Genomic DNA, 21,423 nt, shown 5'->3' with positions numbered 1-21,423 from the left:
GTGGCTTCCTTCATGCCGTTTCCTCCCTGGACACTGGACACGACTCATCGCTGCGCAAAAACACGCGCGAACGCTGGCTGGAATTTTACTCGGAACGCCCCTGCGTCGATCTCGCTTTGCGAGTCCCCACTCGGCATCGATCGACAGTTCCAAAGATCGTCTGGCAATGCGGCGCCAATTGGGCTCGGTTATGTTGGTCCTGCGTCGGACTGTCGGTAACGTTTAGGCGAGCGCGCGCAAATGGCAGCAATATCAGGAGACTACTTGAATAGATGATGATCTGTGTATTGCAACTTGAAGTAATTTGTCCTCGAAAGCGTGTCTCGGAGATTTCGTGACAATGTCATGTCAGACGCAATATTACGCACGCTGGTGTGCGCAGTGCTGAGCTACGCAGCGACCATTTGAGCGCAAGGCATATTGGAGGATCTTATGAGTAACGGCTGGGATGAATCCGCGCAGGCGTGGATCGACGCCAATGGCGAACGTGGCGATTGGGCAAGGGAGCACGTGCTCGACCCCGTCATGCGGGAGCGCATCGCGACCGGGCGATTTCATAACGCGCTCGATGTCGGCTGCGGCGAAGGCCGATTTTGCCGGGTGCTGAGCGCGATGGGGATCGCGGCGACCGGTATCGATCCCACCGTGCAGCTCTTGAAGACCGCGCACGAACGCGATCCGTCCGGCGACTATCGCGCCGGCCGCGCGGAAGCGATGGAGTTCGAAACCGCAAGCTTCGATCTCGTCATCAGCTACATCACGCTCATCGATATTCCGGACTTCCGCGCCGCGATCCACGAAATGGCGCGCGTGGTGCGGCCTGGCGGTTCGGTGCTGATCGCAAACCTCACCGGCTTCACCTCGGCTGGTGCAGCACAGGGTTGGGTCAAGGACGATGCCGGCCGCCACCTGCATTTCCCGGTGGACCACTATCTTGAGGAGTTTCCGTTCTGGTTCGAGTGGTCGGGCATCCGGATCGAGAACTGGCACCGTCCGCTCTCGGCCTATATGTCGACATTCCTCGAGAGCGGGCTTCGTCTTGCCTTCTTCGCCGAGCCTGCGCCGGTGTCCGGCGAACGCGTGCATCAGGAACGCTTCCGTCGCGCGCCGTGGTTCGTGGTCATGGAATGGCAGAAGCCGATAGCCGCCTAATTCGGTGTCAGCAGATTCAGCCGGGCGTTCGCGACGATCAGTCGGTCAGCGAGAAGCTGGGCGAGGTTGCGCATGATGGCAACGCAGGCCTTGGGATGCTGGTCGCGGAAGCGGTTGAAATCAGCGAGCGGAATCTCGAAAGCCGTGGCTGAAAAATCGGCGAGCACGTCGGCGGAGCGCTGCGGCTCCAGCAGCGCCATCTCGCCGAAGGCCTGGCCGGCCGTCAGGGTCGCAAGCCTGATGCCGTCGGGCAGGGTGACGTGGACGGCACCGGAGCGCAGGAAGAACAGGCTCGTTGCGGGCTCGCCGGCGGCGATGATGCGTTCACCCTGCTGATAGTGTTTGATGGTCGCGAGCGCGGCAAGCTCGCTGAGCTCCGTCTCGGAAAGCCCTGCCAGTAGCGGCTGCTCGGACAGTTCGGTGGTCTCCAGGAAGTCGATGGCCCCGCCATGGCGGTAGACGATCTGGTCCTCCGCCCATTCGATGGCCGTGTCGAGCAGATAGAAGTCGCGCACATTGTTGATGTCGCCGGTGCGTTCGATGATGTCCTGCCATTCCGCCGAGCTGCGGCGGATGCCGGACAGCACCACGGTGACGTGGAAGTCGGCGAGCTCGTGAAACAGCTCGGCGAGCAGCCGCAAGCCCGCCGGCGTCATCGCGGTCACCCGGCGCAGGTCGAAGATCACGAATTGCGGTCTCTGGTTGGCCGCCAGCCGGCGCGAGACGTAATCGACGCTGGACAGCGAGAGCGTGCCGACCAGCTCCAGCACCCGCACGGCGTCGGGGTGTTGGACGAGGATGTTGCGCTCATGCGCGCGGCGGCTGCGCCGCGACGGGCTCGCGCCGATATCGTAGTCGGCGATGATCGAGGTCCGCGCATCGTCGCTGCGGCTCAGCATGTGCAGGCCATAATGCGAGGACAGCGCCTCGCAGACCTTGATGCCGCGCACGCTGTTGCCGTGATGATCGAGCCGCGGCGAGTAGCTGCCGAGCCCGAGCCGCGCCGGCAGGCTTGCAAGGATGCCGCCGCCGACCCCGCTCTTGGCAGGAATGCCGACGCGATAAATCCATTCCCCGGCGAAGTCATACATGCCCGAGGAGGTCATCACCGACAGCGTACGCGAGACCGCATAGGCGCTCACCACCTGTTCGCCGGTGACCGGGTTGACGCCGCGATTGGCGAGCGTGGCCGCCATGATCGCGCTGTCGCGTGCGCTCACCAGCACGGCGCATTGCCGGAAGTAGACCGCGAGCACCGCAGCCACGTCTTCGCGGATGACGTTGGAGGTGCGCAGCAGATAGGCGATGGCACGGTTGCGGTCGCCGGTCGCGCTTTCCGAGGCGAACACGGCGTCATCGACATCGAGTGGCCGGCCGGCGAAGCGGCCGAGTGCCTCGCGGATATAATCGAACGCGCCGTCGCCCTTGGCCTCACGGATCAAGCCGGTGCAGGTGATCGCACCGGCATTGACCATCGGGTTGAAGGGATGGTTGTCGGCGTTGAGGCGGATCGAATTGAAGGGATCGCCTGAGGGCTCGACACCGATCACGCGTTCGACCTTGTCGGCGCCGAGCGTATCGAGCGCCAGCGCGAACACGAACGGCTTCGACATCGACTGGATGGTGAAGGGAATGCGGCTGTCGCCGACTTCGTAGATGTGGCCGTCGAGCGTAGCGAGGCCGATGCCGAAATGCGACGGATCGGCTTTGCTGAGCTCGGGGATGTAGTCGGCGACCGCGCCGTCGTGGTCGGGCCAGAAATCCGCATGGCAGGCCGAGAGAAACCGCTGCAGCGGCGGTAGCGACGCAGTGGCCCAGTGTTGGGGATTGCGGAGCGGTCTGGGGCGTGATGTCGTCATGATCTAGCTCGCCGGGAATCATCTCCGGCGGTTTATGTCGCAGGCGTGCTCCATCAGCCAGCCCACTCTTTCCGCAGACGTGGTCAAATCTTGCCGCTGCATGCCGATGGGGCCGATGTCAGGTCGCGATGATCGCGACCACCTGGCCCTCGGCAACGACGTCGTCGATCTTGATCAGCAGCGATATCAGCTTGCCGGCGGCCGGCGAGGGCACCGGGATCTCCATCTTCATGGCCTCGACCATCACGATTTCGTCGCCACTGCCAATTCTACTACCAATTTCCGCGGGCACCGCGCACACGCGGCCCGCGACATCAGTGACCACCTTGATCTCCGGCATCCCGCTCCCTCACGACCAACGTCTTGTGCCAACACGCTGAAACTCATCTGTTTTCGTGCACGGCTTGTTGTTGTCGCTGCAAAGTGCCTGATGTAGCTTGTTCTGCAAGCGGAATATTATTCCGCAAAATGGAATAGAGCAGGAAGCGCATGGGACGACGCTCGGAGCGGCTGAGCAGGGTGGGGATGCTCCCCGGAGACCTTGCCGGCGAGGGTGATGTTATTCAGGTGGTTTCGCGAGCCTTTGACGTGCTCCGCTGTTTCGAGGGGCACGAGTCGCGGCTCGGCAATTTGGAAATTTCGAACCGTTGCGGCCTGCCGCGCTCGACCGTGTCGCGGCTGACGCACACGCTGACGCGGATGGGGCAGCTGGTCTATCTGCCGCGCGATCAGAAATACCGCATCGGTCCGAGTGCGGTCGCGATGAGCACATCGATGACGCGCGGCTTGCAGCTGCGCCATCTGATCCGACAGCGGCTGCAGGATCTCGCCGAGCAACTGCCCGGCACGATCGGCTTCGTGATCCCTGACCAGTTCCATCTGGTTTATCTGGAATTCGGTCGCTCCGAGAACGCGGTCGGCCTGCAAGAGACGACCGGCAGCCGGATCTCGATGGCGAGCACCGCCGCCGGCCACGCCTATGTGGCCGCGCTCGAGCCCGAGATGGGCGATGCGCTGCTAGCCGAGATGGAGCGGGAGATGCCGGAAGCCGCAAAGCTGTTGCGGCCGCGGCTCGAGCACAACAGGCAGTTCTTGAAGGAGCGCGGCTACGTCGTTGCCTGCGGCCTGTGGAGCCCGCACATCAACGGGCTGGCGCTGCCTCTGTGGTCGCCGCAATACCAGACCTATGTCGTGCTGACGATCGGGCTGTTGGCCGCGATGTATGACGAGACACGGCTGCACGAGGAGGTCGCACGCCCGATGCTCGAGCTCGGCCGCACCATCGGCGCCCTGCTGCAGGGTGCGGAGACGGACGTGTTCAACAATCGCATGGAGAGAAAGCCGCTTCCGGTGACCGCCAAGAGCAATCATAAGAACAACAATAAGATCACCATGACGGAGGAAGTGGATGAGTTGGCAGCCCGAGCTCGACGAACTGGCCCGGCGCGAAGCCTTCGCGCGGGAGATGGGCGGGGCTGACAAGGTCCAGCGGCAGCGCGACCAGGGCAGGCTCACGGTCCGCGAACGCATCGACGGGCTGATCGACTCCGGGAGCTTTCACGAGGTCGGCGCCATCGCCGGCCTCGGCGAATACGACGAACAGGGCGAGCTGAAACAGCTGACGCCCGCGAATTGCGTGTTCGGCCGCGGCCGCATCGACGGCCGCACCGTCGTCGTGGTCGGCGACGATTTTACCGTGCGCGGCGGCTCTGCCGACGCCTCGATCGCCGCCAAGCCGATCATGGCGGAAGAGATGGCGCACGACTTCCGCCTGCCGATCATCCGCATCATCGAGGGCTCGGGCGGCGGCGGCTCGGTGAAGACGATCGAGACCAAGGGCGCGGCCAACCTGCCGGGCGGCATCGGCGGCAATCGCTGGTACCGGCTGACGACGGAGAACCTGTCCTGCGTGCCGGTGGTCGCGCTCGGGCTCGGATCCGTCGCAGGGCTCGGAGCGGCGCGGCTCGCCGCCAGCCACTATTCGATCATGACCAGATCGTCGGCGATGTTCGTGGCCGGCCCGCCGGTGGTGAAGCGCCTCGGCCAGGATCTCGGCAAGCAGGAGCTCGGCGGCGCCGACATCCAGACCCGGGCCGGCGCGGTCGATCATGCCGTCGACACCGAGCAGGAGGCCTTCGCCTGCGCGCGGCGTTTCCTGTCCTATCTGCCGTCGTCGGTCCATGAGCTGCCGCCGACCGTGTCGTGCCACGATGATCCGCAGCGCGCCGAGGAGACGCTGATCAGCGCAGTGCCGCGCAACCGCCGCCAAGTCTACAAGATGCGACCGATCATCGAGGCCGTGGTCGACAACGGCTCGTTCTTCGAGGTGGCGCAGAATTTCGGCCGTCCGATCATCGTTGGCCTGGCGCGACTCGAGGGGCGCGCGGTGATGGTGCTCGCCAGCGACCCGTTCCATTATGGCGGGTCGTGGACCGCGGATGCGTGTCAGAAGGTGATCCGCTGGATCGATTTCGCCGAGACCTTCCATTTGCCCGTCGTCTATCTGATGGACTGCCCGGGCTTCATGATCGGGCTCGAGGCGGAGAAGGCGGCGACCATCCGCCATGGCGTGCGCGCGATGGCCGCCGTCAATCAGTCGACGGTGCCATGGTGCACGGTGATCGTGCGCAACTCCTTCGGCGTCGCCGGCGTCGTGCATCAGCCCGCCGATCGCTTCTCGATCCGCTATGCATGGCCGTCGGCCTATTGGGGGTCGCTGCCGCTCGAGGGCGGCATCGAGGCCGCCTATCGCGCCGAGATCGACGCCGCGGCTGATCCGGCCGCGAAGCTGAAGGAGATCGAGGAACGCCTCAACAAGCTGCGCTCGCCGTTCCGCACGGCCGAAAAGTTCTGGGTCGAGGAGATCATCGATCCCCGCAAGACCCGCGCGCTGCTCTGCGAGTTCGCGCGCCTCGCCGAGCCTTTACGAATCCCGGGCCCGCCGACCGCGATGACGACGCGGCCGTAAAGGCGAATTGCCAAGAGGGATCGGCGAATGGCGGGTCGTCTCCGCCATTCGCTGCTCGCCTTCCTCGTTCAGGCGGCGGCAAGCACCGGCTTGGCCTGCCGCGCGATCGCAAGCGCCAAGAGCGCAGCGATGATGCAGAGCGCGCCGGCGATGAAGAAGGCCGGCAGATAGCTTTGCAACAGCGTGCGCGACAGGCCGGCGCCGAAAGCGGCGGTGCCGGCGCCGAGCTGGTGTCCGGCGAAGATCCAGCCGAACACGAGATTCGCCCGTTCGGTGCCGAACCGTTGCGCCGTCAGGCGGACGGTCGGCGGCACCGTCGCGATCCAGTCGAGGCCGTAGAACATCGCAAACACCGACAGGCCATAGAACGAGAAGTCGCTGAAGGGTAGGAACACCAGCGACAGACCGCGCAGGCCGTAATACCAGAACAGCAGCCAGCGATTGTCGTAGCGGTCCGACAGCCATCCCGACACGATGGTGCCGAAGAAATCGAAGATGCCCATGGCGGCCAACAGGCTCGCCGCCTGCACCTGCGGAATGCCGAAGTCGAGACACATCGGGATCAGATGCACCTGGACAAGGCCGTTGGTCGAGGCGCCGCAGATGAAGAAGGTCGCAAACAGGATCCAGAACACCGTCGAGCGGGACACGTCACGCAAGGTGCCGAGTGCCGCGGCCAGAATCGGCGTGGTGACCGGTGGCGGCGCGGCGATCGGCTCAGTGCTCTTGTCGCCGAACGGCCGCAGGCCGACATCGCTCGGCCGGTCCCGCATCAGCAGCATCACCGCCGTCGCGGAGACGCAGAGCATGACGCAGACGAGCCCGAGTGACATCCGCCAACCGAGGTGGTCGGTGAGGCTCGCGAGCAGCGGCAGAAAGACCAGTTGCCCGGTCGCGACGCTCGCGGTCATCACGCCGACCACGAGCCCGCGCCGGGCCGCGAACCAGCGCGTTGCGATCGTCGCCCCGAGCACTAGCGCGGTCATGCCGGTGCCGATCCCGATCACGACGCCCCACAGAGCGATGAGGTGCCAGACCTTGGTCATGGCCAGCGAGGCGAGCAGCGCCGACACCACGGTCAGTTGGGCGGTGAGCGCCACGTTGCGCAAACCGTAGCGGTTCAGCAGCGCGGCGGCGAACGGCGCCATCAGCCCGAACAGGATGAAGCGGATAGACAGCGCGGAGGAGATCTCCGCCGTGCTCCAGCCGAACTCCTGCTGCAGCGGCACGATGAAGACGCCGGGCGCGCCCACGGTGCCGGCCGAGACCAGTGCGGCGAAGAAGGTGACGGCCACCATCACCCAGCCGTAGTGGATGTTGCGGCGGGACAGCGCGGCCGCGAGCCAGTTCGAAATCATGTCGCCTCGGATTAATGATGTGAGGGTTTGCCGGCCCATTTTGGCGGGAAGTTCGCGTGGCCGAAATGGCGAGCTTCCCTCATTTTGGGACAAGAGGATTTACCGGGCGATCCGCTCCACCGCGATCGCGGTGGCTTCGCCGCCGCCGATACACAGCGCAGCGACGCCGCGTTTCAGGTTCTGCGCCTCCATCGCATGCAGCAGGGTCACGATCAGCCGTGCGCCGGTGGCGCCGATTGGATGGCCGAGCGCGCAGGCACCGCCGTTGACGTTCAGCCGCTCGCGCGGAATGCCGAGGTCACGCTGCGCGGCCATCGCGACCACGGCAAAGGCCTCGTTGATCTCGAACAGGTCGACATCGCCGACGCTCCAGCCGACCTTGTCGAGCAGTTTGCGGATCGCCGGGATCGGGGCGGTGGTGAACCATTGCGGCTCCTGGCTGTGGGTGGCATGGCCCCTGATCTCCGCAAGCACCGGCAGGCCGTCGCGGTCGGCGCGCGAGCGCGTCGTCAGCACCAGGGCAGCCGCGCCGTCGGCATTGGCGGAGGAGGCGGCGGGCGTGATGGTCCCGTTGGCGCGGAAGGCGGGTTTCAGGCCCGGAATCTTGGCCGGATCGACCTTCAGCGGATGTTCGTCATTGGCAATGTCCCGCGGGCCTGATTTCTCCTGCACGCGGATCGGCGCGATCTCGGCCTTGAAGGCGCCGCCCTCGACGGCGCGGCGGGCGCGCGTCAACGTCTCGATCGCGTAGGCATCCTGGTCGGCACGGGTGAACTGATAGGCCTCCGCCGTCGCCTCGCCGAAATCGCCCATCGAGCGGCCGGTCTCGTAGGCGTCCTCGAGCCCGTCGAGCATCATGTGGTCGAGAATGCGGTCATGGCCGGCGCGATAGCCGCCGCGCGCCTTCGCCAGCAGGTAGGGCGCATTGGTCATGCTCTCCATGCCGCCGGAGACGACGATCTCGGCCGAGCCGGCCTGGATGATGTCGTGCGCCAGCATGGTCGCCTTCATGCCGGAGCCGCAGACCTTGTTGACCGTGGTCGCGCCGGTGGCATCGGGCAGGCCCGCGCCGCGCGCGGCCTGCCGGGCAGGCGCCTGACCCTGGCCGGCCGGCAGCACATTGCCCATGAATACCTCGTCGACCTTGTCGGGGGCGAGGGTGGCGCGCTCCAGCGCCGCCTTGATGACATGGGCGCCGAGCTTGTTGGCGCTGAACGACGACAACTCGCCCATGAAGCGGCCGAGCGGCGTGCGCGCGGCGGAGACGATGACGACGGGATCAGGAAGGGTGACCATGGCATGTTCCCTTGATTTCTATAATATTACACGCATCATATAATGCGCTGCAAAAGGTTTCAATGGACATGCGGGCCTAAACTTGCCGCGAGATGGATGGTGGATACCGCGACCGCTGTCGTCATCATCCGCGAAAAGCGGATGATCCAGTAAACACCAGCGATGACTGAATGCTCCGCTTGCGCGGGCCTTGACGAGCCGCTCGACCTCTGCCTGTCCGCAGCGACCATCCTTCCGACAAAAGGGCGAGACCGTCTTGGAGAAAGTTGCGGATTACCGCTTCCGATCGATGAAGGCCTGCATCAGCCGCTTCGGCTCATCGGTCAGGAACGAGCGCCCGAACGCGCCGATCGACACCGCGACGGACTCCTTCAGGGGCAGCTCCTCCCATTGCCGCAACAGCGCCTTCTGGGCGCGCAGTGCCGCGGGCCCGCAGGCGAGCAGCGCTTCCACGGTCTGTTCGACCGCGGCATCCAGCCCGCCTTCCGGGGCCACGGCATCGACCAGGCCCCAGTCAAGCGCGGTCGGCGCGTCGATGGTTTCCGCCGTCAGCAGCAGCCGGCGGGCGCGGCCCCAGCCGATCAGCCGCGGCAGGAGTGCGGCGTGAATGACCGAGGGAATGCCGACCCGGACCTCCGGCATGCTGAACTTCGCGTTGTGCGACGCAACGCGGAGATCGCACGCGGCTGCGACTTCCAGTCCGCCGCCGAGGCACCAGCCGGGTATCCGGGCAACTACGGGCGCGGGGAATACGCGCACCGCTTCGCATAATCCTGCAAGGCGGGTGATGAACGTTTCTGCGGATGTCTGATCGAGGCCGGCCATTTCCTTGATGTCGGCGCCGCCAATCAGGCTCTTCTCGCTTTCGCCGCAAAGCACGAGCACGCGGATGCTTGAATCGGCCGCCAGCGTCTCCAGTCCGGCGCAGACGGCGTCGATCGCGGCGGAGCCCAGGATATTCAGGGCGCCCGCCTTGCAGATCGTGAGTCGGACCACGCCGCGGTCGTCGCGGCTGATGCCGCAATGGGCATTGAGCATGTCCATGGCTGTTCCCGTAATCCAATGGTAATCCGCACATCGCAATTCGACGACTGATCGCGCGGTTGTCAACGATCTTGAGCTAGATCAAACACAAATTCATCAAATAGGTGCAGCTATCACGCCGCGGAGCTGCTATTATATGATTGGGAACATTTCATAGGACGGCCATGCGCTATTCTCCGGAACATAAGGCAGAGACCCACGACCGTATCGTCCGCAAGGCTTCGGTTCGGTTGCGCGAGAAGGGGGCGCATGGCGTCGGGGTCGCTGACCTGATGAAGGAGGCCGGCCTGACCCATGGCGGGTTCTATGCGCATTTCGACTCGCGCGAGTCGCTGGTCATCGAAGCCTTCAACTATGCGCTCGACCGCTCGATGGCGCGTTGGCAGAAGGACTTGCCCGAGGTCGCGCCGGAGAAGCGGGTTGCGGCGATCGTGGACCGCTATCTGAGCCCCCAGCATCGCGATGACGCCGGCCATGGCTGTGCGGTTCCGGCACTCGGGGCTGAAATCGCCCGCGAAGGTCCCAAGGCCCGCAAGGCCTTTGCGGCCAAGCTCGACAAGATGGTCGAGCTGTTTGCCGACCAGATTCCGGACGTGCCGCGCAAGACGGCGCGCAAGCGGGCTTCGGGCATGTTGGCGACCCTGATCGGAACGGTGGTGATGGCGCGCATCGCCGGCAGCGGCGAGTTCTCCGAGGAGATCATGAGCGCCGGGCGCGACGCGGCCCTGGCGAGCGGGACCGGGGGCAAGGATACCCAAGCCGCGACCAAACCCGCCGCGAGGAAGCGCCCGGCGGGCAAGACCGCGGCCCCGCGAAAGCGCTGACGCATCTTGCCGCCACGGCCTTTGCCGCGGCTCATTGGCGCGGCTGGTCCGCCGCACCCCAGGGGCGGCATTTTCGCAGCGCCGGCCAGCGGCTAAGCCCTTCCCAAAACTGCCAAAGACTGCAAGATGCCGGCCCAACCGGCACGGCTCATTTTGTGGAGGAAAAGCCCATGCGTTCGATCGGTCATTTCATTGGCGGCCGCGAGGTCAAGGGCGGGTCCGGTCGCACTGCGGACGTCTTCGAGCCGATGACCGGCGAGGTGCAGGCCAAGGTGGCGCTGGCCTCCCGCGCTGAGGTGCGCGCGGCGGTGGAAAATGCCAAGGGCGCACAGCCAGCCTGGGCCGCGACCAACCCGCAGCGGCGCGCCCGCGTGATGATGAAATTCCTGGAGCTTGCCCAGCGCGACTACGACAAGCTCGCCGAGCTGCTCGCGCGCGAGCATGGCAAGACCGTTCCCGACGCCAAGGGCGACATCCAGCGCGGCCTGGAGGTGGTGGAATTCGCCTGCGGCATTCCGCACCTGATGAAGGGTGAATATACCGAGGGCGCCGGCCCCGGCATCGACATCTATTCGATGCGCCAGCCGCTCGGTGTCGTTGCCGGCATTACGCCGTTCAATTTCCCGGCGATGATTCCGATGTGGAAGTTCGCCCCTGCCATCGCCTGCGGCAATGCTTTCATCCTCAAGCCGAGCGAGCGCGATCCCGGGGTGCCGATGATGCTTGCCGAGTTGATGATCGAGGCCGGCCTGCCGCCGGGCGTCCTCAATGTCGTCAATGGCGACAAGGAGGCGGTCGATGCGATCCTCGAAGATCCTGATATCAGGGCGGTCGGCTTCGTCGGCTCGTCGCCGATCGCGCAATATATCTATGAGCGGGCTGCCGCCCACGGCAAGCGCTGCCAGTGCTTCGGCGGCGCCAAGAACCACGCCATCGTGATGCCCGATGCCGACATGGACCAGGCGGTCGACGCGCTGATCGGCGCGGGCTACGGCTCGGCCGGCGAGCGCTGCATGGCCGTTTCCGTGGCCGTGCCGGTCGGCAAGACCACCGCCGACCGGCTGATGGAGAAGCTGATCCCGCGGGTGGAGTCCTTGAAGATCGGCACCTCGATCGATCCCTCCGCCGATTACGGCCCGCTGGTGACCAAAGAGGCGGTCGAGCGCGTCAAGAACTATGTCGATATCGGCATCAAGGAAGGCGCGACGCTCGCGGTCGACGGTCGCGGCTTCAAGATGCAGGGTTACGAGAACGGCTTCTACATGGGCGGCTGTCTGTTCGACAACGTCACCAAGGACATGCGCATCTACAAGGAGGAGATCTTCGGCCCCGTGCTCTCGGTGGTGCGCGCCAAGGATTACGCCGAGGCGCTGGCGCTGCCGTCCGAGCACGACTACGGCAACGGTGTCGCGATCTTCACCCGCGATGGCGACGCCGCGCGCGATTTCGCGGCCAAGGTGAATGTCGGCATGGTCGGCATCAACGTGCCGATCCCGGTGCCGATCGCCTATTACACCTTTGGCGGCTGGAAGCGCTCCGGCTTCGGTGATCTCAACCAGCACGGCCCGGATTCGATCCGCTTCTACACCAAGACCAAGACCGTGACCTCGCGCTGGCCCTCGGGCGTCAAGGAAGGCGCGGAGTTCTCGATTCCGACCATGAAGTGACAAGAACAGGAGCCCCTAAGGGCTCCTGTTCGTCATTGCGAGCGAAGCGACGCAATCCAGAATCTTTCCGCAGAGACGGCATGGATTGCTTCGTCGCTGACGCTCCTCGCAATGACGAGCGTGTGACACAAACTGAGGCCAACAAAACAGGGAGACGCGGAGAACGAATGCAATTCGCTCTCAACGAGGATCAGGTGGCAGTTCGCGAGATGGCGCGAAGCTTTGCCGCGGAGAAGATCGCCCCGCACGCGCTGCGCTGGGACGAGGAGAAGCATTTCCCGATCGAGGTGATGCGCGAAGCCGCACACCTCGGCATGGGCGGCATCTATATCCGTGACGATGTCGGGGGCTCCGGCTTGGGCCGCCTCGACGCCGCGCTGATCTTTGAGGCGCTGGCCACGGGGTGCCCGACCGTGTCAGCGTTCATCTCGATCCACAACATGGCGTCGTGGATGATCGACACCTTCGGCACCGAGGCGCAGCGGCAAGCCTACTTGCCAAGACTCTGCACCATGGAGCTGATCGCAAGCTATTGTCTGACCGAGCCGGGCGCCGGCTCGGATGCAGCAGCGCTTCGCACCCGCGCGGTACGCGACGGCGACCACTACGTCCTCAATGGGCAGAAGCAGTTCATCTCGGGCGCGGGCAGCACCGGTCTCCTGGTCGCGATGGTGCGCACGGGCGGCGAGGGACCCGGCGGCATCTCGACGCTCGTGATCGACGCTGATACGCCGGGCGTCTCGTTCGGCGCCAATGAACGCAAGATGGGCTGGAATGCACAGCCGACCCGCGCGGTGACCTTCGAGAATGTGCGCGTGCCTGTCATCAACCGGCTCGGCGACGAAGGCATCGGCTTCAAGATCGCGATGGCCGGGCTCGACGGCGGTCGCCTCAACATCGCCGCGTGTTCTCTTGGTGGTGCACAAAATGCGCTCGACAAGACGCTGGCCTACACCCGGGAGCGCAAGGCGTTCGGCAAGCGGCTCGATGAATTCCAGGCGCTGCAGTTCCGCATTGCCGACATGGCGATCGAGCTCGAGGCGGCCCGGACCTTCGTCTGGCGCGCCGCCGCCGCGCTCGACCGCAAGGATGCGGACGCCACCATGCTGTGCGCGATGGCCAAACGCTTCGGCACCGATGTCGGTTTCGAGGTCGCCAACCAGGCGCTGCAGTTGCACGGCGGCTACGGCTATTTGAGCGAATACGGCATCGAGAAGATCGTGCGTGATCTGCGCGTGCATCAGATCCTGGAAGGGACCAACGAGATCATGCGGCTGATCGTGTCCCGCAAATTGATCGAGGGGACCAGGTGAGCGAGGCGGGGACGGAAGGCGACCTGATCGTTCGCCGCGAGGGATCGGCGGGCGTCATCCGGCTCAACCGGCCGAAGGCGATCAACGCCATGACGTTGGAGATGTCGCTCGGCATCGATGCCGCGCTCGACCAGTTCGAGGCCGATCCGGCCGTTGCCGTGATCATTCTCGAAGGCGCCGGCGACCGCGGGCTGTGCGCAGGCGGCGATATCCGCGGGCTCTACGAGAGCTCCAAGTCGGGCGGCGATCTCGGCAAGCGGTTCTGGCGCCAGGAATACGTCATGAACGCGCGTATCGCGTCGTTTCCGAAGCCTTATGTCGCCTACATGGATGGCCTGGTGATGGGCGGCGGCGTCGGCCTCTCGGCGCACGGCCGCCACCGCATCGTGACTGAAAAAACCAAGCTGGCGATGCCCGAAGTCGGCCTCGGCTTTTTCCCCGATGTCGGGGGCACCTGGTTGTTGTCGCACGCGCCCGGCGAACTCGGCACCTATTTCGGCCTGACCGGCCAGACCATGAACGGCCCTGATGCAATCCATGCCCGCTTTGCCGATACGGTCGTGCCATCAGAAAAATGGCCGGCCTTGCGCGAGGTGCTGACAAAGCTCCGACCTGGCACCTTATCGAGCGAGGTGGAGCGGCTGATCGAGGGCTTTGCCATTGGCGAGAACGCCGGCCCGGTGGCGGCGCTGCAGGACAGGATCGACCGCTGGTTCGGGCACGACAGCATGCACGACATCGTGGCGGCGCTTGAACAGGACGGCTCGGAGCTCGCACTGTCCATCTTGAAGGCCCTGCGCGAAAAGTCGCCGCGCGGCATGGTGGTGACGTTGAAGCTGCTGCGTCTGGCACGCAATGCAAGCTCGCTGCAGGACTGCCTGGTGCGGGAATATCGCGCGGCGCTGGAGGTGTTTCGCAGCGACGATTTCCGCGAGGGCGTGCGCGCCGCGATCATCGACAAGGACCGCAACCCGCGCTGGTCGCCACCGGAGATCGACGCCGTGACGCCGGAGATGCTGGCGCCGTATCTGGCCGAGATTGGCGCCGACGAGCTCACATTCCCACAAGGCAGATAAGACCGACATCCGAGGGGAGGAAACAACAATGGCAACGATCGCATTCATCGGCCTCGGCAATATGGGCGGACCGATGGCCGCCAACCTGGTGAAGGCAGGCCACAAGGTGGTCGCGTCCGATCTGGTCGAGGCTTCGCGCGCGCAGGCCAAGAGCGCGGGCGCTGAGATCGCCGACAGTGCAGCTGCAGCCGTGAGGGGCGCCGAGGTCGTGGTCACCATGCTCCCGGCCGGCAAGCATGTGTTGGCGGTGTGGAATGATGTCGTGCCGGTCATGACCAAGGGCGCGTTGATCATCGATTCCTCCACCATCGATGTGGAGAGCGCCCGAACAGCGCATGCGCTTGCCGCCAAGCACGGCATCGCCTCGATCGATGCGCCGGTGTCCGGCGGCACTGGCGGCGCCAAGGCCGGGACGCTCACCTTCATGTGCGGCGGCGAGGACGGCGCATTTGCCAAGGCCAAGCCGATCCTGGAAAACATGGGCAAGAAGATCGTCCATTGCGGCGGTGCCGGCGCTGGCCAAGCGGCCAAGATCTGCAACAACATGATCCTGGGCATTTCCATGATTGCCGTCAGCGAGGCCTTTGCGCTCGGCGAAAAGCTCGGCCTGTCGCATCAGGCGCTGTTCGACGTTGCGTCGACCTCATCCGGCCAATGCTGGTCGCTCACCAGCTATTGTCCGGTGCCCGGTCCTGTGCCGGCCTCGCCAGCCAACAACGACTATAGGCCGGGTTTTGCCACCGCGCTGATGCTGAAAGACCTGACCCTGTCGCAGGACGCAGCGAAGGCCGCAGGCGCGGCGACCCCGCTTGGCCTGCACGCCCAGGAGATCTACAAGGCGTTCGACGCCGCCGGGAATAGTGGAGTCGACTTTTCGGGGATCATTCAGCACGTCCGAAGCCTGACTGGAAAGAGCTGATGACGACATTCAAGGACGCGCGCGCCTTCCTGCTCGCGCACCGCGCCGACTACCATGCAGCGGTGAAGGGATTCCGCTGGCCCGACCCGGTCCCGTTCAACTGGGCGTTGGACTGGTTCGATGCCGAGCTGGCGCGCGATCCTGAGAGCCGCGATCGCATTGCGCTGTGGATCGTGGATGCCGCACATGACCGACAGACAAAGCTCTCCTTTGCCGCGCTGTCGCGCCGCTCCAACCAGGTCGCCAATTTCCTGCGCGCGCAGGGGCTGAAGCGCGGCGATCATCTGCTGCTGCTGCTCGGCAATGTGGTGCCGCTGTGGGAGACCATGTTGGCCGCGATGAAGCTTGGCGTCATCGTGATCCCCGCGACCACGCTGTTGACCACGGATGAGCTCAAGGACCGGCTCGAGCGCGGCCGTGCCAAAGCGGTGGTGGCCGCACAGGATCAGGTCGCGAAATTCACCGCGCTCGGCGCCGATAATCTCGCCCGCATCGTGGTCGGCGATGGCGCATCGCCGGACGGCTGGCTGTCTTTCGCGGAAGCGGCCGATGCAGCGGAAGAGTTCGCGCCTGACGGTCCGACGCAGGCGGACGATCCGATGCTGCTCTATTTCACCTCGGGCACCACGGCCAAGCCGAAGCTGGTACGGCACAGCCATCGCAGCTATCCGGTCGGGCATCTCTCGACCATGTACTGGCTCGGTCTGCAGCCCGGCGACATCCATCTCAACATATCCTCGCCGGGCTGGGCGAAGCATGCCTGGAGCTGCTTCTTCGCGCCCTGGAATGCCGGCGCCACCATCTTCGTCGTCAATCAGCCGCGCTTTGATGCCAAGGGGCTGCTCGCCACTGTCGGCCGCTGCCGCGTCACCACGCTGTGTGCGCCGCCGACGGTGTGGCGGCTGTTCATCCAGGAGCATCTCTCCGACTTCAAGGTGTCGTTGCGCGAGGCCTGCGGCGCCGGCGAGCCGCTCAATCCGGAAGTGATCGACCAGGTGCGCGCGGCCTGGGGGCTCACGATCCGTGACGGCTATGGCCAGACCGAGACTGCCGCGATCGTCGGCAATTCGCCGGGGCAGGCCGTGAAGATCGGCTCGATGGGCCGGCCGTTGCCGGGCTATCGTATCGAGGTCTGCGACATCGACGGCAATCCCGCCAAGGAAGGCGAGATCACGCTTACGCTCGGCGTGGAGCGACCGGCCGGGTTGATGCAGGGCTATCAGACCGAGGACGGCAAGCTCTCCGGCACCGACGGCTCGCGTTATCGCACCGGCGACGTGGTGTTTCAGGACGAGGACGGCTATCTCACCTTCGTCGGGCGCTCCGACGATGTGTTCAAGTCCTCCGACTATCGCATCTCGCCGTTCGAGCTGGAGAGCGTCCTGTTGGAGCACGACGCGGTCGCGGAGGCCGCCGTGGTGCCGAGCCCGGATCCGATCCGGCTCGCGATCCCCAAGGCCTATGTGCTGCTGACATCAGGCGCCGAGCGCTCGCGCGCGACCGCGCTGTCGATCTTCGAGCATCTGCAGGCGCGGCTTGCGCCATTCAAGCGCATCCGCCGCATCGAGCTCGTGACGGAGCTGCCGAAGACGATCTCAGGAAAAATTCGTCGCGTCCAGCTGCGCCAGCTCGAGCACGACGACAATCGCACCGATCATCTGCGCGGCATGGAATTCCGCGAAGAGGATTTCCCCGAGCTGAAGGCGCGGCCCGCGGGGCATGAGTGACAGGAAGCAGAGACGAATGAATCAAATCTGGAAGAAGCCGCCGATTTCGCTCGAGTCATATCAAGGCCTTGTCGGGCAGGAGATCGGAGTGTCGTCGTGGCATGTGCTCGATCAAAAACGCATTGATACTTATGCCGACGTGATCGAGGATCATCAGTTCATCCATGTCGATCCTGAGAAGGCAAAAGCGACGCCGTTCGGTACCACCATCGCGCACGGGTTTCTGACGATGTCGCTGCTCAGCGTCATGTCCTATGAAGTGATGCCCGCAATCGAGGGCACTGCCATGGGCGTCAACTATGGCTTCGACAAGCTGCGCTTCATCTCGCCGGTGAAGTCCGGCAAGCGCGTGCGCGGGCGCTTCGTGCTCGCCGAAGCAACGCTGCGCAAGCCAAGGGAATTGCAGTCGCGCACCAATGTCACGGTCGAGATCGAGGGCGAGGACAAGCCCGCTTTGGTCGCCGACTGGATCGGGCTGATCTACCTGAGCTAACTCCTCGTCATTGCCGGCCTTGACCCGGCGATCCATCACTCATCAAAGATCCAATTGATTGATGGATGCCCGGAGCAAGTCCGGGCCTGACGAGCTAACAACGACAGGAAAATGCATTATGGCAATCAGATTTGACGGACGTGTCGCCATCGTCACCGGCGCGGGCAATGGCCTGGGCCGCGCGCATGCGCTGGGGCTTGCCAGCCGCGGCGCCAAGGTCGTGGTCAATGATTTCGGCGGTGCCCGCGATGGCTCCGGCGGTTCGCTCACGCCCGCTGAGACGGTCGTCGAGGAGATCCGCAAGGCCGGCGGCACCGCGATGGCCGACGGCGCCGACGTCTCCAATTTCGAACAGGTCACTGCGATGGTCGAACGCGCCAGGAAGGAGTGGGGGAGCGTCGATCTGCTGTGCGCCAATGCCGGCATCCTGCGCGACAAGTCGTTCGGCAAGATGGAGCTGGCCGATTTCGCCAAAGTGCTCGACGTGCATCTGGTCGGCACCTTCCACTGCTGCAAGGCGGTGTGGGCCGGCATGCGTGACCGCAATTACGGCCGCATCGTCGTGACGACCTCATCCTCCGGCCTCTACGGCAATTTCGGCCAGGCCAATTACGGTGCGGCCAAGGCCGGCATCGTCGGCCTGATGAACGTGCTGGCGGACGAGGGCCGCAAGAACAACATCCGCGTCAACACGATCTCGCCGACGGCCGCGACCCGCATGACCGAGGAGCTGCTGCCGCCGCAGGCGCTGCAGCTGATGAAGCCGGAGGCGATCACGCCGGCGGTGGAATATCTGTTGAGCGAGGACGCGCCGACCAAGACCATTATGGGTGCAGGCGCCGGCTCGTTCGCGGTGATCAGGATCCTCGAAACCGAAGGCATCAATCTGCCGCCGTCGGAATGGACGCCGGATGCGATCGCGGCGCATTTTGCCGAGATCAGCGACATGTCGACCGCCAAGGCGCTGCAGGGCGCGTTCGAGCAGACACAGAAATATGTCGCCCAGGCTGCCGCAAGGGCGGGGATCAAGTTGTAGTTCTCGGTGTCCGGCATGAACTCCTTCGTCATGGCCGGGCTTGACCCGGCCATCCACGTCTTTGGCACCGCACGCTTGGTGGTGCGTGGATGCCCGGGTCAAGCCCGGGCATGACGACCTGTTGTTTCGCGACCGGCGCGGCTTAAATTCGCGCGATGTCCTCAATGCCAAACCACATCGCCATCATCGGCGCCGGCCCCGCCGGGCTGATGGCGGCCGAGGTGCTCGCCGAAGGTGGTGCCGCCGTCACCGTGTATGACGCGATGCCGTCGCCGGCGCGTAAATTCCTGATGGCTGGGCGCGGCGGGCTCAATCTCACCCATAGCGAAGAGCTGACGACGTTCCTGTCACGCTATCGCGAGGCGGCGCCATTCCTCGAAGCAGCGATCCGCGCGTTTCCCTCGGAGCGCCTGCGCGCATGGTGCGAGACGCTTGGCGAAAAGACGTTCGTCGGCTCCTCGGGCCGGGTGTTCCCTGAAAGCTTCAAGGCGTCGCCCCTGCTGCGCGCCTGGCTGCGGCACCTCGATGCGCAGGGCGTGCGGTTTGAGCTGCGGCACCGCTGGACTGGCTGGGACGAGCTGGGCCGACTGCAATTCGAAACACCGACCGGTTCGCGTGCGGTCGCAGCCGATGCCATTGTGCTGGCGCTCGGCGGCGCGAGCTGGCCGCGGCTCGGCTCGGATGGGGCGTGGACGTCCATCCTTGCCGCCAGAGATGTTGCCATCGCGCCGCTCCGGCCTGCCAATTGCGGCTTTAGCGCGGGCTGGTCGGACATCTTCCGCGAACGCTTCGAGGGGCAGCCGCTGAAGAGCATCGCGTTGAGCTTCAGCGGCCGGACGGTGCGTGGTGAAGCCATCATCACCCGCGAAGGCATCGAGGGCGGCGCGATCTACGCGCTCTCTGCGGAGCTGCGCGAGGCTATCGCGTCGGCGGGAGCGGCGACATTGCTGATCGCTCTTCGACCTGACCTCGGAACGCAGGAGTTAGTTGCGCGGCTCAAGGCGCCGCGAGGCAAGCAGTCTTTCTCCAATTTCCTGCGCAAGGCGCTGCAGCTCTCGCCGGTCGCGATCGGTTTGCTGCAGGAGGCGGGCAAGGCCGCCGGCCTTTCTCCGTCATCCCTGCCGCCGGAGCAACTCGCCGCGCTGATCAACGGCTTGCCGCTCAAGCTCACCGGCACGGCCGGTCTCGCGCGCGCCATCTCGACGGCCGGTGGCATCGCCCTCGATGAGCTCGATGCCGCCTACATGATCAAGCGTCTGCCCGGCGTGTTCGCCTGCGGTGAGATGCTGGACTGGGAAGCGCCGACCGGTGGCTATCTGCTGCAGGCGTCATTTGCGACAGGGGTGGCGGCGGGGAAGGGCGTGCTGAAGTGGCTGCGCGCGCCCGCTCCTTAAGCGTTCGGAGTCAGGACGTTCCGGTCCTTGTCGCGAGGTCGGTGGCTAGCCCAAGTATGCCGAACAGGCCGGAGACCGCACACACGCTGGTCCAGCCGCCGTACGACCAGGCGGCGGAAGCTGCGGCTGCGCCGACTGCGCCGCCGACAAAGAAGATTGCGACAAACAGCGCGTTGAGGCGCCCGCGGGCTTCGGGACGCAGCAGATTGATCGCGCGCCGGCCCAATGTCTGATCGGTGGTGATGCCGATTTCGAGCAGAATGGTCCCGAGCGCGAGGAGCAGGAGGGCATTCGCGTGAGATTGAAGCTGCGCGGCCCAGGCACAGAGGGCAAGTGAGCCTGCCATCAGAACGTGCGTCGCGAAGAGCATCGGTCGGGCCCAGCCGCGATCTCCCCATCGGCCGGCCAGGGGCGTTGCCGAGGCACCGGCCACGCCGACCAACGCGAACAATGCGATGCCGTTGGCATCGAGGTTGAACGGCGGCTGCGGCAGACGGAGTGCCACAGCCGACCAAAACCCGGTGAAGGCGGCCATGGCGAGCGCGGCGGTCCATGCCCGCACGCGCAGGATCGGCTCTTCCCACAACAGCTTTGGATAGGAGCGCAGCAGCGACGCGTAGCTTGCGCTCGTCGCCGGCCGCAGCGAGGGCAGGGTGCGGGCGAGCGCCGCCGCGAGCACCGTCATCGCGCTGGCCGAAACCAGGTAGTAGGCGCGCCAGTTCCAGGCCTCGGCAATCAGGCTTGCCAATGGTCGGGACACAAGGATGCCGATCATCAATCCGCTCATGACATCACCGATCGCCTGGCCACGCTGGGCCGCTGGCACCATGGCGGCGACCAACGGTACCATCATCTGGATCGCCGCACAGGAGGCGCCGAGAATGAAGGTTGCGACCAGCAACGCGAGCGCAGTCGGCGCCAGCGCGGTGATCAGCGCGGCGGCGACGGCACAGGCCAGCGTACGCATGATCAAACGCTTGTTCTCCACGAGATCGACCAGCGGCACGAGCAGAAGCAGCCCGATCGCATAGCCGAGCAGCGTCAATGTGCTGATCATGCCTGCTTGCCCCTCGCTCATCACCAGCGAACGGCTGATCAGTCCGACCAGGATTTGCGGCGCAAACAGGTTGGTGACCACGACACCGGTGGTGACGGCGCCGAGCCAGATCATGGCGCGGGCCGACAGAGGCCTCGTGGCGGACAGCTTGCTGGTTTCGGAGATGGTCATGTGAACCTCGCGGAATGGACGGCGAGGTCCTTTAAGGGATCGGCACAATATGCTACAATTCAAATAAGG

Annotated in this window: 18 protein-coding genes; 12 read left to right on the top strand and 6 right to left on the bottom strand. The window is 65.1% G+C overall.

Annotation, left to right across the window (positions count from 1 at the left end; all coding sequences use genetic code 11):
* The first annotated feature begins 432 nt into the window (after positions 1-432).
* A complete protein-coding gene (locus ACQR1W_RS04195) occupies positions 433-1,152 on the top strand; it encodes a class I SAM-dependent methyltransferase (protein ID WP_434849614.1) in 720 nt (239 codons plus the stop codon).
* On the opposite strand, the gene glsA is transcribed toward ACQR1W_RS04195, so the two are convergent.
* Together glsA and ACQR1W_RS04185 are read right to left on the bottom strand one after the other, a co-directional pair.
* A complete protein-coding gene (gene glsA, locus ACQR1W_RS04190; RefSeq protein ID WP_434849613.1) occupies positions 1,149-3,011 on the bottom strand; it encodes a glutaminase A in 1,863 nt (620 codons plus the stop codon). The two genes, ACQR1W_RS04195 and glsA, sit on opposite strands and share 4 nt — an antisense overlap.
* A gap of 118 nt (positions 3,012-3,129) precedes the next feature.
* Positions 3,130-3,351: an acetyl-CoA carboxylase biotin carboxyl carrier protein subunit gene (locus tag ACQR1W_RS04185; protein ID WP_434849612.1), complete on the bottom strand. Its 222-nt coding sequence runs from the start codon at positions 3,349-3,351 to the stop codon at positions 3,130-3,132.
* 149 nt (positions 3,352-3,500) lie between these two features.
* On the opposite strand from ACQR1W_RS04185, the gene ACQR1W_RS04180 reads away from it, so the two are divergent.
* Positions 3,501-4,490 (top strand): IclR family transcriptional regulator, encoded by a 990-nt coding sequence (locus ACQR1W_RS04180; protein ID WP_434849611.1) that lies wholly within the window; start codon positions 3,501-3,503, stop codon positions 4,488-4,490.
* Positions 4,420-5,979, top strand: a complete 1,560-nt coding sequence (locus tag ACQR1W_RS04175; RefSeq protein ID WP_434849610.1) for an acyl-CoA carboxylase subunit beta — start codon at positions 4,420-4,422, stop codon at positions 5,977-5,979. Before ACQR1W_RS04180 ends, ACQR1W_RS04175 begins: the two co-directional genes overlap by 71 nt.
* 68 nt (positions 5,980-6,047) lie before the next feature.
* On the opposite strand, the gene ACQR1W_RS04170 is transcribed toward ACQR1W_RS04175, so the two are convergent.
* From ACQR1W_RS04170 to ACQR1W_RS04160, 3 genes are all read right to left on the bottom strand, one after another.
* Positions 6,048-7,337: an MFS transporter gene (locus tag ACQR1W_RS04170; RefSeq protein ID WP_434849609.1), complete on the bottom strand. Its 1,290-nt coding sequence runs from the start codon at positions 7,335-7,337 to the stop codon at positions 6,048-6,050.
* 99 nt (positions 7,338-7,436) lie between these two features.
* Positions 7,437-8,633 carry a thiolase family protein gene (locus tag ACQR1W_RS04165; protein ID WP_434849608.1) on the bottom strand — a complete coding sequence of 399 codons (1,197 nt, stop codon included), beginning with the start codon at positions 8,631-8,633 and terminating at the stop codon, positions 7,437-7,439.
* A 273-nt stretch (positions 8,634-8,906) separates the two neighbouring features.
* On the bottom strand, positions 8,907-9,677 hold the full coding sequence (locus ACQR1W_RS04160; protein ID WP_434849607.1) for an enoyl-CoA hydratase: 771 nt from the start codon (positions 9,675-9,677) through the stop codon (positions 8,907-8,909).
* Positions 9,678-9,841: 164 nt separating this feature from the next.
* Between ACQR1W_RS04160 and ACQR1W_RS04155 the strand changes: the two genes are divergently transcribed.
* The 9 genes from ACQR1W_RS04155 to ACQR1W_RS04115 all read left to right on the top strand — a co-directional run bounded on the left by ACQR1W_RS04155 (position 9,842) and on the right by ACQR1W_RS04115 (position 20,126).
* The gene (locus tag ACQR1W_RS04155; protein WP_008969166.1) at positions 9,842-10,501 is read left to right on the top strand and encodes a TetR/AcrR family transcriptional regulator; all 660 of its coding nucleotides are present in this window, start codon (positions 9,842-9,844) and stop codon (positions 10,499-10,501) included.
* Between the two features lie 170 nt (positions 10,502-10,671).
* Complete coding sequence (locus ACQR1W_RS04150; protein WP_434849606.1) at positions 10,672-12,168, top strand: CoA-acylating methylmalonate-semialdehyde dehydrogenase; 1,497 nt, start codon at positions 10,672-10,674, stop codon at positions 12,166-12,168.
* A gap of 167 nt (positions 12,169-12,335) precedes the next feature.
* Positions 12,336-13,481, top strand: coding sequence for an isobutyryl-CoA dehydrogenase (locus ACQR1W_RS04145; RefSeq protein ID WP_434849605.1), 1,146 nt, complete (start codon positions 12,336-12,338; stop codon positions 13,479-13,481).
* Entirely contained in the window at positions 13,478-14,557 is a 1,080-nt protein-coding gene (locus ACQR1W_RS04140; RefSeq protein WP_434849604.1) for an enoyl-CoA hydratase/isomerase family protein, read from the top strand. The genes ACQR1W_RS04145 and ACQR1W_RS04140 overlap by 4 nt, the downstream gene beginning before the upstream one ends.
* 28 nt (positions 14,558-14,585) lie before the next feature.
* Positions 14,586-15,476 (top strand): 3-hydroxyisobutyrate dehydrogenase, encoded by an 891-nt coding sequence (mmsB, locus tag ACQR1W_RS04135; RefSeq protein ID WP_434849603.1) that lies wholly within the window; start codon positions 14,586-14,588, stop codon positions 15,474-15,476.
* Positions 15,476-17,203: an AMP-binding protein gene (locus tag ACQR1W_RS04130; RefSeq protein ID WP_434849602.1), complete on the top strand. Its 1,728-nt coding sequence runs from the start codon at positions 15,476-15,478 to the stop codon at positions 17,201-17,203. Before mmsB ends, ACQR1W_RS04130 begins: the two co-directional genes overlap by 1 nt.
* Positions 17,204-17,219: 16 nt before the next feature.
* Positions 17,220-17,696 carry a MaoC family dehydratase gene (locus ACQR1W_RS04125; RefSeq protein WP_434849601.1) on the top strand — a complete coding sequence of 159 codons (477 nt, stop codon included), beginning with the start codon at positions 17,220-17,222 and terminating at the stop codon, positions 17,694-17,696.
* Between the two features lie 118 nt (positions 17,697-17,814).
* Positions 17,815-18,732, top strand: a complete 918-nt coding sequence (locus ACQR1W_RS04120) for an SDR family NAD(P)-dependent oxidoreductase (RefSeq protein WP_434849600.1) — start codon at positions 17,815-17,817, stop codon at positions 18,730-18,732.
* A gap of 164 nt (positions 18,733-18,896) precedes the next feature.
* A complete protein-coding gene (locus ACQR1W_RS04115) occupies positions 18,897-20,126 on the top strand; it encodes an NAD(P)/FAD-dependent oxidoreductase (RefSeq protein WP_434849599.1) in 1,230 nt (409 codons plus the stop codon).
* 10 nt (positions 20,127-20,136) lie between these two features.
* On the opposite strand, the gene ACQR1W_RS04110 is transcribed toward ACQR1W_RS04115, so the two are convergent.
* Positions 20,137-21,354, bottom strand: a complete 1,218-nt coding sequence (locus ACQR1W_RS04110) for an MFS transporter (protein WP_434849598.1) — start codon at positions 21,352-21,354, stop codon at positions 20,137-20,139.
* Between the last annotated feature and the right edge of the window lie 69 nt (positions 21,355-21,423).

It is taken from the genome of Bradyrhizobium sp. HKCCYLS1011 (genome assembly GCF_051167795.1).
Taxonomy (GTDB): domain Bacteria; phylum Pseudomonadota; class Alphaproteobacteria; order Rhizobiales; family Xanthobacteraceae; genus Bradyrhizobium.
The sequence above is the reverse complement of the archived record's forward strand: the minus strand, read 5'-3'. Positions and strand labels throughout refer to the sequence as shown.